Genomic DNA, 17102 nt, shown 5'->3' with positions numbered 1-17102 from the left:
GAATGGGTCGATGAGCGAGGGTGGCTGGCGAGGGTGCGGCTTGGCCGCAAGCGGCTCCATGCGTCCGCTGCATGGGGACTGGCGAGCGGGCGGCCTGGCGCTGGCGGTGCTGATTGCGGCGCAACCGACGGTTGCAGCGTGGGCCCAGACTACGCAGGCGGCAACCAGCGTACCATCGGGAAGCCCGCTCGATTCCGATCTTGGTACCTATGGCGTGGGTAGCGGGGCGATCGATACGATGCGCCTGCGCCGAAGCGATATGGTGACGCCGCAGGCCACCGGCGAAGGCCAGCAAAGCCCCCAGTGGCGCCCGGATTCGATTGGCAGCAGTTCATTGCGCGGTTACGGGAGCGATGAACTGCTGCGTGCCGAACTCGGCCTTGATGCTGCCCGCCGCATGAAGGCCCCGCCCAAGCCCGGTGAGTTCGAGGATTTCGTGCAGACCCTGGTGGGCCGCAAGCTTGAGCGGTACGGCGCCGACCTGCTCCTGCCATCTTCCCGTGAATTCGCTCTTCCCGCCACCGCCACGGTGCCGCCCGATTATCTGATCAACGTGGGCGACGTGATCGCGATCTCGCTCAAGGGCTCGATCGAGGGCAGTGTCGAGCGGCGGGTGGACAGTTCGGGCAACATCGTGCTGGCGCAGGTCGGTCCGGTCCATCTGGCAGGCGTGCGTTTTGCCGATGTGAAGGACCGGATTTCGGCCGCGATCGGTACGAGTTATCGCGATTACGGGGTCGCGGTCGAGCTCAAGGATATGGCGGGGATCCGTGTCTACGTGACGGGGTTTGCCAACAACCCCGGGCAGTTCACCGTCAACAGCCTGTCGACGATGGCCAGTGCCGTGTTTCAGGCGGGCGGCCCGACTGCCGGCGGCAGCTTCCGCCGTATCGTGCTTTACCGTGACGGCCGCGTCGCTGGCGAGCTTGACCTTTATGACCTGCTGCGCGGCGGCAACCGCGTGGGCGACGCCGTGCTGCGCAACGAGGACGTGCTGTTCATCCCGCCAGCGGGTGAGCAGGTGGCGGTGATCGGCAGCGTCCAGCACGAGGCGATCTACGAGATGAAGCCGGGCGAGACACTGGAGCAAGCGCTGGCGGTGGCGGGAGGGCCCAATACGCTGGCAGACGGCAGCAGGCTTATCCTCTATCGCAATGTTCCCGGCACGCCGCCCGGCCCGCGCGAGGTCTCGCGTCAGGCTGCGGCCACCATGGCGGTGGAACCGGCGGACATCCTGCAGGTGCTGTCTGGCGCCAGCCTGGTCCAGCCGATGGACCGCCAGTCGGTCGTGGTGCGGATCGAAGGGGAGGTTACGCACCCCGGCAATTACTTCGTCGCGCCGGGAACGCCGATGGAGCAGGTGCTGGCGATGGCTGGCGGTCTCACCGCGCGTGCCTTCCCGTTCGGCGCCCGGTTCGAGCGACAATCGGTGCGCCAGCAGCAGCGGCAGGGTTTCGAGGAAGCGGTCGATCAACTGGAGCTGACCATCGCCTCGGCGCCGCTCACTGCCGATGGCATGGGCAGTTCGGATCGCAGCACGGCGGAACTCGCCAGCGCCCGCGCGGTGCTGGACAAGCTGCGCGAGGCTCAGCCTGACGGGCGCGTCGTTCTCGACATCGGCCCGCTGGACTCGGCGCTGCCGGGAGCGATCCAGCTGGAGAACAACGATCGCATCTACATTCCGCCGCGCGCTACGACAGTGGGCGTGTTCGGAGCTGTCTACCGTCCGTCCTCGTTCCTGATCAGCGGTGAGCCGGTACGGGTGAAGGATTATATCCAGCAGGCCGGCGGGCCGCAGCGCGCGGCGGACTTGTCCCACGCGTTTGTCGTGCGCGCCAATGGACAGGTTTTGACCCGCAAGGCCGGTGGAATGGACGAAAGGGCATTGCCCGGTGATGTGATCTTCGTTCCGGTCAAGACCAGCAATTCCAGCTTCTGGTCGAAGCTGCGCGACATTTCGACCGTAGTGTTCCAACTCGGCATCACCGGTGCCGCCGTCGCGGCGTTGGCCAACTGATGCCCTCGCTGATCGGCATGCTCGCCGCCTCGCGGGTGTTGGCCACGGCCTGGGCGCGTGGGGCGCTGTTCGGGACGCTGTGCCTTGCGGCCGTCTTGCTGGCGCTCTTTCCGCAGCGTTACCTGGCCACGGCTTCACTGACGCCGACCGATCCGGATTCGCTGGGGCTTGGCGGAACGCTGGGACAGCTCGGCGCGATCAACAACGTCTTTGGCAACCAGGCCGCCATCGAGGTGGCCCTAAGGGTGGGGCGCAGCGTATCGGTGCGTGACCGGGTGATCGCCCGGCTGGGCCTGGTCGAGCGGATCGACCTTGGGGATCGCATTGCTGCGCAGCGCTGGCTGGAACGGCGGGTGACGGTGCGTTCGCTGCGGGGCGGGATCATCCTGGTCTCGCTCGACGATGCGGACCCCCGGCTCGCGCAGGACGTGGTGGGTGCCTATGTCACGGCGATCCGTGACGATCTGGCCAAGATCGCCCGTCGGCAGACTGCCTACAAGCGACAGGTCCTGCTCGAACTGGTCGGCGCGGCCAACGATCGGCTGGACAAGGCGCAAGTCGCCTACGACCGCTTTCGCCTTGGCACCCGTGCGGCGATGCCCGACGTGAAGGCTGCGCTGCTTTCCTCGCAAATCGCCGACATCGAGGCGACGATCCAGGCGCGCACGGTTGAACTGCAGACCGCGCGGCAGACCTACACCGACGATCACCTGACCGTGAAGCGCCTGCGGGCAGAGATCGCGGCGCTGCAGGGACAGTTGGGAAGGCTGCGCGCAACTGGCCAGGGGGGGGATGGCACGGTTGGCCAGGTCGTGGCGGAATCAAGCGAACTCTACCGGCGCGAGCGGGAGCTGGCCGTGGCCAAGACCTTGTACGAGGGCTACTTGCGCTATCTCCAGGGCACGGCGGTCGAGGACATGACTTCGACGGCGGCGGTGCGGGTGCTGGAGCCTCCGCATATCGAGACCGCACGGCAGGTCTGGTGGCCGGCGGCGGCGGCGGGGGGCGCGGCGCTGCTGGTTTGGCTTGCCATTGAATTTTACCGCTTGCGTCCGCCGCTCGCACCGCGTTCGCACAAGGCGGGCGAGCAGGAGGCGCACGGTGCATGACGCGCCCTTGTCAGGCTGCGCGGAGGGTGGCCTTGAACGTATTCCCGAAATTTCGGTCGTGATCCCGTGCCGCAACGAGGAAGCCAATGCCGAGGCCATAGCCCAGGCGGTGATCGCCGTTCTGGAGCCGCTCGTCGCCGATTTCGAGATCATCTTCATCGACAATGGTTCGCAGGACCGCACCGCGGCGATCCTGCGCGACCTTTGCCGGCGCGAGCCGCGCGTTAGGCTCATCATCAATACTCGCAATTTCGGGCAGATGCGCTCGCCGACATACGGGATCTTTGCGGCGCGGGGGCGGGCGGTCATCGGCATGTGTGCCGACTTCCAGGATCCGCCCGCCTTGCTTCCGGAATTTGTGGCGCGGTGGAGGGCGGGAACGGCGATCGTGCTGGGTGTGCGCGAGGCGGAGCGTGGCAACCCCCTGCTCGCGGCGGTGCGGGCTCTCGCCTATCGTACGCAGCGGGCCATCGCCGATCATCCGATCGTGCCCGGTGCGACCGGGTTCGGGCTCTACGACCGCCGCGTCGTGGCCGCGATCGCCGCGCTCAACGAGCCGGAGCCGTTCTTCCGCGCGCTGCTGGTGGAGACCGGCCATGACCTGGAGACGATCGGCTATGCGCGTCCCGCGCGCGCCGGCGGGCGTTCGAACAATCACCTCTTTGCGCTGCTCGACTTTGCGCTGAACGGGCTTGCCGCATCGTCCAAGCGGCTGCTGCGCGCGCCGCTCTATCTGGCTTTCGCGATTGCCGTGCTGACCCTGTGCTCGCTGGGCGGCGCGGTATGGGCGGGGCTCACCGGGCATTCGGTTCAGCTCTGGCTCTTGGCAGCGGTGCTGGAAGGGCAGTCGGCGCTGCTGTTCCTGTTTCTTGGCTTGATCGGCGTGCAAGTCCAGTTGGTGTCCGATAGGACCCGCAACCAGCCTCTGGTGATCGAGCGTGAGCGGGTCAATTTCCCGCCGGTGCCATGATTTCCATGGGCAAAAGGCACGGCTGCGGGCGGGGAGGCCGCATGACCCCTGGCGAGCGTGCCGAGTGGACGATGGCCGCGCTGATCCTGGGCGGCCTTGCCTATTGCGTGTGGCATGTGACGACCTTGGGTTACCTGCCTGCACCGTTTTTCTACGAGCCGAGCGACGTGTTCGCGGACTGGTTCAATCCGGCGATATGGGCCCGTAATCCAGGCACGTATGATGCCTGGTTATCGATCTATCCGCCGCTCTCCTTTGTGCTGCTCAAGCTGTTCGGGATCGATTCCTGCTACACGATCCGCGGCGAGTGGGATGCCGGATCCGGCCTTGCCGCGCGCGATTGCGACTGGGTGGGGCTGGCCTGCATTTTCGGACTCTACCTGCTGGATGTCTGGCTATGCTGGAAAAGTTTCGCGAAGATGGAGCCGCGCACCGCGATGCCGCGCACGATCTGCGTGGGGCTGGGCATGCCGATGCTCTGCGGGCTGGAGCGCGGCAACCTCATCCTGTTGGCGTTTCCGGCGATGGTGCTCGCCTTCGGCCCGGTGCTGCGCAATGTCAGGTTCAAGGCGCTTGCGGCGGGTTTCGCCGTCAATCTGAAGGTGTACCTGATCGGGTCGATATTCGGCTTGTTGCTGGTGCGCCGCTGGGCGCGCGCGGAAGCTGCCTTGCTGGCGGCGGTGCTCGTCTATCTTGTCAGTTATGCCATGCTGGGGCGCGGCAGCCCGGTCGAGATCGTTGAGAATGTGCGCAGTTTCGGCAAGCTGCAACCCGCCAATATCCTCGATGTCTGGTATTCGACCACGTACCAGACGTTTGTCGCCTTGCTCGAGGGGGACAACTTCCCGCTGGTCGGCATCCTTGGTTCGCGGGTGGTGGAGGGGCTGGCGATGCTACTGCCGGCACTGCAGCAATTCACCCAGTTGCTGATCGTGCTGGCGGCAGCGGCGACCTGGCTGCGGCCTGAGGCAGTTCCCCCGTTTCGCGCGGTCAACCTCGGCATGACGATGGCCCTGATCAGTTCGGAGCCGGGCGCCTATGCGCAAGTCCTGCTGCTCTATTTCGTGATGCTGGAGGCGCGGCGCGGGGTGGGGCGAAGCTGGGCGATCTTCATGTGTTATCTGCTGGCGGTGCCACTCGACATCCCGCTCGACCGCATGGCCGAAGTGCCCCGCGATTCCTATTTTACCGGCAGCACGGTGATGGTGACCTATCAGGTGGTGCTGGGCTCGTTCGTGCGGCCGCTGATGATCATGACCGTGGCATGGGGGCTTTCGGGCGAGACCATCCGGGCGGCGCTGGCAGACATTCGCGCAGGCGGCTGGGCTCAGTCGCCGCGGTTTGGGTGGCTGCTGTCTCGCGATCGGGCTGGCCGTTCATGAACAGGCCTGCCATGGGCCGCACCGGTGTGGCGGCGCTGACGGCGATCATGGTTCTGGCCTTTGGCCTGCGCCTGCGCGGCATTGCCTTCGGTCTGCCCGCGCTCAACGATCCGGACGAGTTGATCTTTGAGCTTGGTGCGCTGCGAATGCTGCGAACCGGGACGCTCGATCCCGGTTGGTACGGACATCCGGCAACCCTCACGATGTATCTGCTGGCGCTTGTCGATGCGGGGGTGCTGGCGGCCGGGCGGTTAAGCGGGCGCTTTGCCGATGCTGCGGACTTTGCGGGACAAGTCTGGCTCGATCCCGGCATCATCGTGCTGCCGGGACGGGCAGCGATGGCGCTGGTTGGCGGGTGGTCGGTCTGGCTGTGCTGGCAGTTGGGACGGGCGCTGGGCGGTATCGGCGCGGGCCTTGTCGCGGCACTCTTGCTGGCGATCTGTCCGGTCCATGTAACCTGGTCGCAAGTGATCCGCAGCGACGTGATGGCAGCCGCGTTCCTGCAGCTTGTCCTGCTGGCGAGCCTGCGCGTGGTGCAAGGCGGGGGGCGCCGGGATCTTGTCCGGACCACTTTCTGGCTGGCCTGCGCGGCAGCGACCAAGTGGCCCGCCGCGCTGGCGGCGACGGCCATTGCCGGGGCGGTGATTGCCTCCGGCCTGTCTCGCCGGGAAACTTGGGGCGGCATCGTCCGGCGGCTCGCCGGGGCGGGGGGGATGAGCCTGTGCTGCTTTGCACTGGTCGCGCCGGTGCTGGTGCTGGCACCCGCGCGGGTTCTGCGCGATCTCGGCGGCGAGGTGCAGGTGCGTCATCTCGAGGCGACCGGGCATGGGTTTTTCGGCAACCTCTTGTGGTATGCACAAGGCCCGTTGCTGGCGGGCTTCGGTGCGGTGGGGCTGCTGCTGGCATTTGCCGGCCTGGCGGCGCTGGCCGGATCGCAGGCCGGGTCGCTGGGTGATGCTGAGCGGCTGGCACGCTGCCGGCGCGCATTGGCTGTCCTGGTGCCGTATATGCTCGCACAAGGGCTGGCGCTGGGGTTTCAGGGACTGGTGTGGGAGCGCTGGGCGATCCCGCTGCTACCGGTGCTGGCCGCGCTGGCCGGACTGGGGACGATGGCGGTGCTGCGGGGATTTCGCGATGCCCCCTCGTTTTCACCCATGCGGCCGACGAACAACCCGACTGCCGTGTGCGCCACCGTGCTGATCCTCATCGCGGCCTGCCTTGCGCCGATGCTGGCGATGACCGAACGGGCGCGTGAGCGGGCGGACGATACGCGCCAGCGCGCCACGGCCTGGGCAATCGCGCATATCCCGCCGGGCCGCACGATCCTCGTCGAGCACTTTGCGTTCGACATGCTGCGCCAGCCCTGGGCCGAGCGGTTTCCGATGGGCGAAGCGGGTTGCATCGACGTGCGAGCGCGGCTCTCGGCGCGGATGGACTACCGTGCGATTGCGGCGGCGCGCGGCGGCCGCAGCAATCTCGATTACGGCACGATGCCGGCGGACCTTCGCGCGACCTGCCGCGCCGACTATGCGATTCTCACCCAGTACGACCGTTACGCCCGGGAATGCGCGCGCTTTGCACAAGCTTGCCGGGCTTATCGGGCCCTTCTGGCACAGGGGCAGGTGGTGGCGACGATCCGACCGGAGCCGGGCGAAATCGGCGGACCCGTCGTGCGGATCGTGCGGTTGTCGGTGCCGGGATCTGCGGAGCCGGTTGTTGGTGCAAATTATGCAATTTCCTCCCGTTAATCGAATATTGCGCAACTGAGAAACCCCGTTACAACGCTGGGTCTGCGTTTCCGGGCTCGCGACCGGTCGTCCGGAACGCGGCGATGCTGCATTGCATCGTTGAAAGGGCCCAACCTTTCCCTGCGTGAATTTCCGGGGGAAGATGGATGCCGGAAAGCATGGCCGGTCCTATATGTCGAAGGCAGGCGCTGCGCGCCCCATCGAGCGCAGACGCCGCAAGCCGTAAGGAATGCGGGAGCACGTTATGAGCGCAGATGAAGTGAAGATCGCAGCACAGGCCCGAACGGACGAAGGGCCCGGAGGGGCGGCACTTCACGCGGCGATCGTATCGCGCATCAGCGATTCCCTGCTACCCGGCGATGCCCCGGTGGACGACCGCGCCTGGGTCGACGAGGCCGCGCGGGTACTCCTGGAAACCGCAGCGACGCGCCAGCCGGGCGAGGCGGTCATCGAGCTGGTCTCGGCCAGCGAGGATCGTCGTTATCTGCGCATTGCGCTCATCAATGACGACATGCCGTTCCTGGTCGATTCGGTGGCCGCCGCCATTGCCGAGGCCGGTCTCGTGATCGACCGTCTGGCCCACCCGGTCGTCACGGTCGAGCGTGACGGCGAAGGGCACCTGGTTGCCCTGCCCGAAAACGGTGTCGAAGGTGCGCTGCGCGAATCGATGATCTACATCGAGACCGCCCGCATCGATGCGCGCCAGCGCGGCGAGCTGCAGCGCATGCTGGAAACCACGCTGGCCGACGTGCGTGTTGCCGTCGCCGACTGGCCGCAGATGGTTGCGGCGATGACCGCCGATTCCGCGCTGGTCAGCGACGCGGAAGGTTCCGAACTGCTGCGCTGGTTCGCCGGCGGCATGCTCACCCAGCTTGGCCATGTCACCCAGCACCGCGACGGCAGCCATGCCGACCTGCTTGGCGTCTGCCGCCGCGATCAGCGCGATCTGCTGTCCGAGGCCAGCTACGCCCTTGCGTTTGCGGCCTTCGACGCCCAGCTGGCCGAAGGCGCGGTGCGCGCGCCGATGGTCATCAAGGCCAACCGCATTGCCACCGTACACCGCCGCGTGCCGCTCGACCTGTTCCTCGTGCCGCTGGTCGAGGATGGCAAGGTCACCGCGCTGTCGGTCCATGCCGGTATCTGGACGAGCGCCGCGCTGGCCGCCACGCCCGACCGGGTTCCCCGCCTGCGCACGGCGATGGCGGGGCTGGCTGGCAAGCTTGGCTTTGACCCCAATGGCCACACCGGCAAGGCACTGGCCCATGCCCTGACCAGCCTGCCGCACGACCTCGTGCTGGGCTTCCCGGACGACGATGTAGAGCGCCTCGCGACGACGATGACCGGCCTGGTCGACCGTCCGCGTCCGCGCTTGATCGTCACCACCTCGCCGCTTTCGCGCCACCTGTTCGCTTTTGTGTGGATCACCCGCGACACCCTTTCCACGCAGATGCGCAAGCGTATCCAGGCGATGATCGAGGAAGCCGCGCAAGGCGTCACGCTGGACTGGGCGCTCAGCGTCGAGGCGGGCAACCTGGCCATGCTGCGCTACACGCTCGACATCCGTGAAGGCGCAGGTTCGCTCGACGAGGCCGCGCTCGACCACCGTCTGCAGGTCATGCTGCGCGGCTGGGGCGAGGCGGTGGAAGCGGCGCTCGCGCAGTCGTTCGAACCGGCCCGCGCGGCCGCGATCGCCTCGCGTTATGCCGATGCCTTTCCGATGGTCTACCGCAGTGATTACGGCCCCGCCGAGGCCGCTGTCGACATCGCCCACATGCGCAAGCTGGTGGTCGAGGAAGCGGGCGGGAACGACCGCACGCAGGCGCTGCGTGATGTGCGCCTCTATGGCAACGACGGCGACGAGGCCGGGCACTTGCGCCTCAAGATCTACCAGGCCGAGGGCAGCCTGCCGCTGTCCGACGCGGTGCCCGCGCTGGAGAATTTCGGCTTCCGCGTGATCGCGGAAATGCCGACCCCGCTCGAAAAGGGCCGCATCGGCACGATCCACGACTTCACGCTGGCGCTGCCCGCCGGCCGCGATGCGGGTGACGTGCTCAAGCTGGCGCCGATGATCGAGAATGCGCTGGTCGGTGTGCTCAATGGCCGCAGCGAGGACGATCCGTTCAACCGCCTGGTTCCCGGCCTTGGCCTGTCCAAGCGCGAGGCGAACTGGCTGCGCGCCTGGTATCGTTATCTGCGCCAGGCCGGCATGAACTTCGGCATCGCCACCGCGGTCGACGCGCTTCAGGGCGCGCCGACGGTGACGCTCGGCCTCATTGACCTGTTCCGCGCGATCCATGATCCGGCCTACACCGGCGATCGCGGCAAGGCCCGCGCCGCTGCGCAGGAGGCGATCCGCACCGGCCTCGCCGGGGTCAGCGCGATCAACGACGACCGTCTGCTGCGTGCCTATCGCGATCTGGTCGGGGCAATGCTGCGCACCAATGCCTTTGCCGAGGCAGGGCAGCTGGCGCTTGCCTTCAAATTCGATTCCGCGCTGGTTCCGGGGCTGCCCAAGCCGCTGCCCTGGCGCGAGATCTTTGTCTATTCGCGCCGCGTGGAAGGCATTCACCTGCGCGCTGGTCCGGTCGCGCGTGGCGGCCTTCGCTGGTCTGACCGTCGCGACGACTATCGCACCGAAATCCTTGGCCTGATGAAGGCGCAGCGCGTGAAGAACGCGGTGATCGTGCCGACCGGCGCGAAGGGCGGTTTCTATCCCAAGCAGCTTCCCGACCCCGCGCTTGATCGTGCCGGCTGGGCCGCCGAAGGGCAGGCCAGCTACGAGATCTTCATTGGCACGCTGCTGTCGATCACCGACAACATCGTGGCCGACACGGTTGTCCATCCTGACGGCGTGACGATCCTCGACGGCGAGGATCCGTACTTCGTGGTCGCAGCCGACAAGGGCACGGCCAAGTTCTCCGACGTTGCCAACGGCATCGCCGAATCGCGCGACTTCTGGCTGGACGATGCCTTCGCCAGCGGCGGCTCCAACGGCTACGACCACAAGGCCATGGGCATCACGGCCAAGGGTGCCTGGCTCTCGGTTCAGCGCCACTTCCTGGAACAGGGCGTGGACGTGCAGGTCGATCCGGTTCGTGTGGTCGGTTGCGGCGACATGTCGGGCGACGTGTTCGGCAACGGCATGCTGCTCTCGAAAGCGCTCAAGATCGTCGCTGCCTTCGATCACCGCCATATCTTCCTCGACCCCAATCCCGATCCGGCGGCCAGCTGGGACGAGCGCAAGCGCCTGTTCGACCTGCCGCATTCGAGCTGGGACGACTATGACAAGTCGCTGATCTCCACGGGCGGCGGGGTGTTCTCGCGCAAGTCCAAGTCGATCCCGTTGAGCGCCGAAGTGCGGGAGGCGCTGGGTATTGGCCTTGAGGAAATGGACCCGGACTCGCTGATCTCGGCGATCCTCTGGGCCAAGGTCGACCTGCTGTGGTTCGGCGGCATCGGTACTTATGTGAAGGCGTCGAGCGAGAACAACGCCGATGTCGGCGATCCCGCCAACGACGCGCTGCGTGTCAGCGCCAACGAAGTGGGCGCAAAGGTCATCGGCGAGGGTGCCAACCTTGGTGTTACCCAGGCCGCGCGCATCGAGTTTGCGGGGCGCGGCGGCCGCATCAATGCCGATTTCATCGACAATTCGGCTGGCGTCGATTGCTCGGACAACGAGGTCAACATCAAGATCGCGTTGGCAGCGGCCAAGCGCGCGGGCGTCCTCAGCGAAGAGCAGCGTGTCGAACTGCTGCGCGACATGACCGACGAGGTTGCCCACCTCGTGCTCGAGGACAACCGGCTGCAGGCCCTGGCGCTCTCGATCGCGGAGCGTGGCGGTGCGGCGGCGATCCCGGCGCAAGTGCGCCTGATCGAGACGCTGGAGGAAGGCGGCAATCTCGACCGCAAGACCGAGGGCCTTGCCGACAACGAGGCGCTGGCCCGCCGCGTGCAGGACGGTCGCGGGCTGACCCGTCCCGAACTGGCGGTGCTGCTCTCCAGCGGCAAGCTGGTGCTGCAGGACGCCATCGAGAAGAGCGCGCTTGCCAGCGATGCCAGCCTGCAGGCGCTGCTGCTGGCTTCGTTCCCGCAGCCCATGCAGGAGCGTTTCGCCGCATTCATCGAAGGCCACCGTCTGGCCCCGCAGATCGTCGCGACCAAGCTTGCCAACCGCATCGTCAACCGCCTTGGCATCGTCCATCCCTTCGAACTGGCCGAAGAGGAAGGTGCCGAACTGGCCCATGTCGCAGCGGCCTTCGCGCTGGCGGTGCAACTGTTCGATCTCGACGCGCTCTGGGGCCGGCTCGAAACCGCGCCGATGAGCGAGGAGGCTCGCCTTGCGCTGTTCAGCAAGGCGGCGGGTGCGGTGCGCAGCCACATGGCCGACCTGCTGCGTGCCGGTGCCGGTCGCAGCACGCCGTCGGAAGTGATCGCCCGCATCGGCGGTCAGGTCGCGGCGCTTTCGGTCGATACCGAGGAACTGCTGGGTGAGCGCGTCGCGCAGCACTCGCAGAAGCTGCGTCAGGGCCTGCTCGAACTGGGCGCGCCGGAAGCGGAAGCGGCGCTGGTGGCCAACCTCTACGATCTCGACGGCGCGGTCGGCATTGCCGATCTCGCGGCGGAGACCGGGCTCGATGCCCGCCGCCTTGTCGGCGCGTTCTCGCGTATCGGCGCGGGGCTTGGCCTCGACTGGGCGCAGGCCAATGCGGCGACGATGAACCCGTCCGATCCCTGGGAGCGTCTGCTCGTTGCCGGGCTCGCGCGGGACTTCCAGCAGATGCGGCTCGACTTCCTCAAGGCGCTTTCGCGCACCGAGGCGGGCAAGGCCGATCCGGCTGCCGCGGCCGAGGAGTGGGCCCGTGCGCACACGGCCGCGATACGTACTTTCCGCTCCATGGTGCAGCGCGCGGAGAAGACGGTGCCGCTGACGCCGGCGATGCTCGCGCAGATCGCCAGCCAGGCGCGTAACCTGCTCGGCCGCTGATCGGCGTCGCAAGATGATGGGGAGGGGGCCTGCGGGCCCCCTTTCTTGTTGAGGGTCTCAGACCAAGCTGCGTTGAGCTTGCCTCACTGCGGCCTGGCATCAGGCGATCCGGGGCCTTGCGGTCATTCCAGTGGCAGTCCGTGCGCTTCCTTCACCGCTTCCAGCACGATGATCGACTTCACGTCGCGCACGCCGGGAATGCGCAGCAAGGTCTTGAGGGTGATCTGCGAAAGGTGATCGACGTTCCGCGCGACCACGTGGACCAGATAGTCCATGTCGCCCGTCACCGCATTACAGGCGATGACGTAAGGATGCTCGCGGATCGCCTGTTCGAAGCGCTGGATGATCTCGTCGACATGGGCGTTGAGGTTGATCAGCACATAGGCTTCCAGTTCGAAACCCAGCTTGCGCGGGTCGAGCACCGGCACATAGCCGCGGATGACGCCCTCGTCCTCCAGCCGCTTGATGCGGCGGCTGACCGGGGTGGCGGAAAGCGCGGTGCGTTCGGCGACTTGCGCTACCGGCATGCGCGCGTCTTCCTGCAAGGCCGCGATGATCTTGCGGTCGAATGCGTCGATCTGCATGAATCCCCTGTCCGTTTTTCAATTCTTAGTGGAAGTCACCAATAGCACGGCAAATGACGGGTGCAATCGCACGGAACTGACGTGCCGGTCGTGCTATCCTTCGTCCACATGAAGACGCCGTCCACCCAGACAACCACGAGCGGCCTTCGGGGAGAGTATGAAGGCGCGGGCGACGACTATACCGTCGGCCAGCACTGGCATGCCTATACCCCTGAGATGCACGATCGCTGGCGCCGCCTCTATGCGCGGCAATCGGCACTGGTCGAGACTCACGCCTGCGCGGCTTTCCGTGAGGGCTTGAAGCGGCTCGACTGCGCCGAGGGCATTCCCCGCTTCGAGGATGCCAATGCGATCCTCGAAGCGGCGACGGGCTGGACGCTGGTGGGGGTGCCCGGGTTCATTCCCGACGCGGTGTTTTTCGATCACCTTGCGCATCGCCGCTTTCCGGTGACGCGCTGGCTGCGCGAGGAACACGAACTGGACTATCTGGTCGAGCCGGACGTGTTTCACGACTTCTTCGGCCATGTGCCGATGTTGCTCGATCCCACGATCGCCGATTTCCTCGAGCTTTACGGCAAGGCCGGAGAACGGGCGATGGCAATGGACGCGCTGCCGATGCTGGCGCGGATCTACTGGTACACGATCGAATTCGGCCTCGTGCGCGAGGATGGCGGTTTGCGTGTGTTTGGCGCGGGGATCATCTCGTCCTCGGGCGAAACCCGCTATTCCCTGGAAGATCGCGACGTGCTGCGCCTGCCTTTCGATGCCGAGCGGGTGATGCGCACCGGCTACATGATCGATGCCTTCCAGAAGACCTATTTTGTCCTCGAAAGCCTGCCGCAGCTGATCGAGGGCCTTGTCGGGCTCGATTTCGGCCCGGTCTACGAAAACTGGCGCGCCGAGGCGCCGATCCCCGCCGGAGCGCTGCTGTCCGGTGAAGCCCCCTTCGGAGAAACGACCCCATGACCGAGCCGACTTCCGACCTCTTCGACAACCCCATCGGCCTCGATGGCTTTGAATTCGTCGAGTTCTCCGCCCCCGAAAAGGGCGTGCTGGAGCCCGTGTTCGAAGCGATGGGCTTCACGAAGATCGCCCGTCACCGCTCCAAGGACGTGGAACTGTGGCGTCAGGGCGGGATCAACTTCATCACCAATTACGAGCCGCACAGCCCCGCGTGGTTCTTCAGCCGCGAGCATGGCCCCTCGGCCTGCGGCATGGGTTTCCGGGTGAGGGACGCGCGCGCGGCCTATGCCGAATTGCTCGCCCGTTCGGCCGAGCCGGTGCAAGTGGCGACCGGGCCGATGGAACTGCACCTTCCCGGCATTCGCGGCATCGGCAATTCGATCATCTACCTGATCGACCGCTATGAGCGGAACGGCGACGGTGCCCTGTCGATCTACGACATCGACTTCGACTACCTGCCGGGCGTGGACCGTCACCCGGTGGGCGCGGGCTTCGATCTGATCGATCACCTGACCCACAACGTCTACGGCGGCCGCATGGCCTATTGGGCGGACTATTACGAGAAGCTGTTCAACTTCCGCGAGATCCGCTTCTTCGACATCAAGGGCGAATATACCGGCCTCACCTCCAGGGCGCTGACCGCGCCGGACGGCAAGATCCGCATCCCGCTCAACGAGGAAGCGGAAGGCGGCAAGGGCCAGATCGACGAATTCCTGCGCGCCTTCAACGGTGAGGGCATCCAGCATATCGCGCTGATCTGCAACGATCTCGTCGCCGCCTGGGACAAGCTCAAGGCGCTCGGGGTGCCGTTCATGACCGCGCCGCCGGAAACCTACTACGAGATGCTGGAAGAGCGTCTGCCCGGCCACGGCGAGCCGGCCGAAGAACTGAAGATGCGCGGCATCCTGCTCGACGGCACGACCGAGGGTGGTCAGCCGCGCCTGCTGCTGCAGATCTTCGCCGAAGCGCGCGTGGGGCCGGTGTTCTTCGAATTCATCCAGCGCAAGGGCGACGATGGCTTCGGCAACGGCAACTTCAAGGCGCTGTTCGAAAGCATGGAACGCGACCAGATCCGGCGCGGCGTGCTGAAAATTGAAGAACCCGCCGAGTAACCGAGTTTGGGAGAGACGGGCGGGCCCATGCAGGTCCGCCCGCACCGTCACCGGCAGAAGCTCTTGCCGTCCGCTTCCAGATGGAAGTGGTTGGCATGGGCGGCGTTGTAGTCCGGCCCCAGTGTCGTGCCGAAGCGCTTGCAGGCGCTTTCGTGGACCACGCGCAGGAAGCGGCGTTCGGCGGGGGAGCCGCCGTTCCAGTCATCCAGTACCGAGACGCGGCGGCCATCCGCCAGCACGAAGCCGGATACGTCGATGGCGTTGGCGGTTGCATGGCCCGAGCGCCGGGCGGTTCCGGCGACGTTGCGGCAATTGTAGCTGCCGTAGGTCTCGATGCTGATGATCCGGCTGCCGAGGATCTGCTGCGCCGCGCGGTCCACGCCGAAGCGCGCCCAGGCCGCAAAGGGCGTTGCCGTCGTGCAGGTCACCGGGCCAAGATTGGTGACGCTGACGGTCGACGAATCGGTATTGAGCGCGGAAAGCTTCACCGTGCCGACCGTCGAGCAGCCGCTGCCATAATAGCGATCCGCCACGGGCGAGAACACCGCGTGCTGGCTGCCGAGTGTCGCCATGCATTGGCGTGCTTGGGGCGAGGGCACGGTTATGGCGGGCCGCGCGGCCTGCGTAGGGCGGCGCTGCGGTTTGTCCGGCTCGCCGATGCACCCGGCGATCGCGGCAAGCAGTGGCAGCGTAAGTATCAGTTTGGGGAGGGCTTTCATGGTCCCGCCTAACATCCGATCCTTTGGTGAACGTCAGATTAGCCTTGCGGTAGGTGGCTTCGAAATCCGGCGGTCCGAGTTATCCACCGGCTATTGCTCTTATAGGCGATGCGCGGAACCGGCGGATTTTCGTGTAAAATCGCCACGCTATGGCCGCGCGGCGCAACGATCTGTCGCAGCGCTGCGGAGAATCGTTTGACAAATTTCAGGGGGTCTTTAGACGCGGCTCCGGGCCACGCGGTCCCAACGCCGCGCGTGCTCTCTGTAAGGAGAGTCAGAAATGACTGATATTATTAGCGTCCCCGCGCGCAAGCCTGCGCGTCCGCACTTCTCGTCCGGTCCTTGCGCCAAGCCGCCCGGATATGCCCCCGAAAAGCTGAACACCGAAGCTCTCGGCCGCTCGCACCGCGCCAAGATCGGCAAGACGCGCCTTGCGTATTGCATCGATCTGATGCGCGAAGTTCTGCAGCTGCCCGACACCCATCGCATCGGTATCGTCCCCGGTTCGGACACCGGCGCCTTCGAGATGGCCATGTGGACCATGCTCGGCGCCCGCGGCGTGACCGCGCTGGCCTGGGAAAGCTTCGGTGAGGGCTGGGTTACCGACGCCGTCAAGCAGCTCAAGCTGGAACCCACCGTGTTCCGCGCCGACTACGGCCAGCTGCCCGATCTCGACAAGATCGACTGGTCCGACGACGTGCTCTTCACCTGGAACGGCACCACTTCGGGCGTGCGCGTTCCGGACGCCAACTGGATTCCGGCAGACCGTGAAGGCCTGTCCTTCGCCGACGCCACTTCGGCGGTCTTCGCTTACGACATCGACTGGACCAAGATCGACGTTGCCACCTTCTCCTGGCAGAAGGTTCTGGGCGGCGAGGGCGGCCACGGCGTGCTGATCCTGGGCCCCCGCGCGGTCGAACGTCTGGAAAACTACACCCCGGCATGGCCGCTTCCCAAGGTGTTCCGCCTTGTCTCGAAGGGCAAGCTGGCAGAGGGCGTGTTCAAGGGCGAAACCATCAACACCCCCTCGATGCTCGCCGTCGAGGATGCGATCTTCGCTCTGGAATGGGCCAAGGGCCTCGGCGGTCTCGAAGGGCTCAAGGCCCGTTCGAACGCCAATGCCCACGCGCTGGACAAGATCGTCGCCGAGCGTGACTGGCTGAGCCATCTGGCAATCGACAGCGGCACCCGTTCGAAGACCTCGGTCTGCCTCTCGGTCGAGGGCGCCGATGCCGACTTCATCAAGAAGTTCGCGGCCCTGCTCGAAAAGGAAGGCGCGGCCTACGACGTCGCCGGATACCGCGATGCCCCTGCGGGCCTGCGCATCTGGTGCGGCGCGACTGTCGACACCGCCGATATCGAGGCGCTGGGACCGTGGCTCGACTGGGCCTACGCCACCGTCAAGGCTGGCTGAACCAGACCGAAATACCATAAATGGCGTCGCCCCCGCATAGGCGGGGGCCCCGCTTTCCTTCCTTCCGCCCGGCGCCAGAGCTGCGTTCGACGAGCGGCCC

11 protein-coding genes are annotated in these 17102 nt (G+C 66.2%); 9 read left to right on the top strand and 2 right to left on the bottom strand.

The genetic code is table 11. The features are described from left to right. Positions 1-58: 58 nt before the first annotated feature. From CA833_RS01550 to CA833_RS01525, 6 genes are all read left to right on the top strand, one after another. Positions 59-2017, top strand: a complete 1959-nt coding sequence (locus tag CA833_RS01550) for an SLBB domain-containing protein (protein ID WP_207078998.1) — start codon at positions 59-61, stop codon at positions 2015-2017. Then, on the top strand, positions 2017-3126 hold the full coding sequence (locus tag CA833_RS01545) for a hypothetical protein (RefSeq protein ID WP_207078997.1): 1110 nt from the start codon (positions 2017-2019) through the stop codon (positions 3124-3126). The genes CA833_RS01550 and CA833_RS01545 overlap by 1 nt, the downstream gene beginning before the upstream one ends. Then, positions 3119-4096, top strand: a complete 978-nt coding sequence (locus CA833_RS01540) for a glycosyltransferase family 2 protein (protein WP_142632628.1) — start codon at positions 3119-3121, stop codon at positions 4094-4096. The genes CA833_RS01545 and CA833_RS01540 overlap by 8 nt, the downstream gene beginning before the upstream one ends. A gap of 41 nt (positions 4097-4137) precedes the next feature. After that, the gene (locus CA833_RS01535) at positions 4138-5478 is read left to right on the top strand and encodes a hypothetical protein (protein WP_207078996.1); all 1341 of its coding nucleotides are present in this window, start codon (positions 4138-4140) and stop codon (positions 5476-5478) included. A gap of 11 nt (positions 5479-5489) precedes the next feature. After that, positions 5490-7226: a glycosyltransferase family 39 protein gene (locus tag CA833_RS01530; RefSeq protein ID WP_207078995.1), complete on the top strand. Its 1737-nt coding sequence runs from the start codon at positions 5490-5492 to the stop codon at positions 7224-7226. A 244-nt stretch (positions 7227-7470) separates the two neighbouring features. Continuing rightward, a complete protein-coding gene (locus CA833_RS01525) occupies positions 7471-12210 on the top strand; it encodes an NAD-glutamate dehydrogenase domain-containing protein (RefSeq protein ID WP_207078994.1) in 4740 nt (1579 codons plus the stop codon). A 122-nt stretch (positions 12211-12332) separates the two neighbouring features. On the opposite strand, the gene CA833_RS01520 is transcribed toward CA833_RS01525, so the two are convergent. Next, complete coding sequence (locus CA833_RS01520; RefSeq protein ID WP_142632632.1) at positions 12333-12794, bottom strand: Lrp/AsnC family transcriptional regulator; 462 nt, start codon at positions 12792-12794, stop codon at positions 12333-12335. Between the two features lie 108 nt (positions 12795-12902). Between CA833_RS01520 and phhA the strand changes: the two genes are divergently transcribed. Together phhA and hppD are read left to right on the top strand one after the other, a co-directional pair. Next, the gene (phhA, locus tag CA833_RS01515) at positions 12903-13760 is read left to right on the top strand and encodes a phenylalanine 4-monooxygenase (protein WP_207078993.1); all 858 of its coding nucleotides are present in this window, start codon (positions 12903-12905) and stop codon (positions 13758-13760) included. Next, positions 13757-14869, top strand: coding sequence for a 4-hydroxyphenylpyruvate dioxygenase (gene hppD / locus CA833_RS01510; RefSeq protein WP_142632633.1), 1113 nt, complete (start codon positions 13757-13759; stop codon positions 14867-14869). Before phhA ends, hppD begins: the two co-directional genes overlap by 4 nt. A gap of 47 nt (positions 14870-14916) precedes the next feature. On the opposite strand, the gene CA833_RS01505 is transcribed toward hppD, so the two are convergent. Then, positions 14917-15588, bottom strand: a complete 672-nt coding sequence (locus tag CA833_RS01505) for an extensin family protein (protein ID WP_207078992.1) — start codon at positions 15586-15588, stop codon at positions 14917-14919. 280 nt (positions 15589-15868) lie between these two features. Between CA833_RS01505 and CA833_RS01500 the strand changes: the two genes are divergently transcribed. Further along, on the top strand, positions 15869-17002 hold the full coding sequence (locus CA833_RS01500) for a phosphoserine transaminase (protein WP_142632635.1): 1134 nt from the start codon (positions 15869-15871) through the stop codon (positions 17000-17002). The last annotated feature ends 100 nt before the right edge of the window (positions 17003-17102 follow it).

The organism is Novosphingobium sp. KA1 (assembly GCF_017309955.1).
GTDB lineage: Bacteria > Pseudomonadota > Alphaproteobacteria > Sphingomonadales > Sphingomonadaceae > Novosphingobium.
This window is presented reverse-complemented; position numbering and strand designations above follow the sequence as displayed.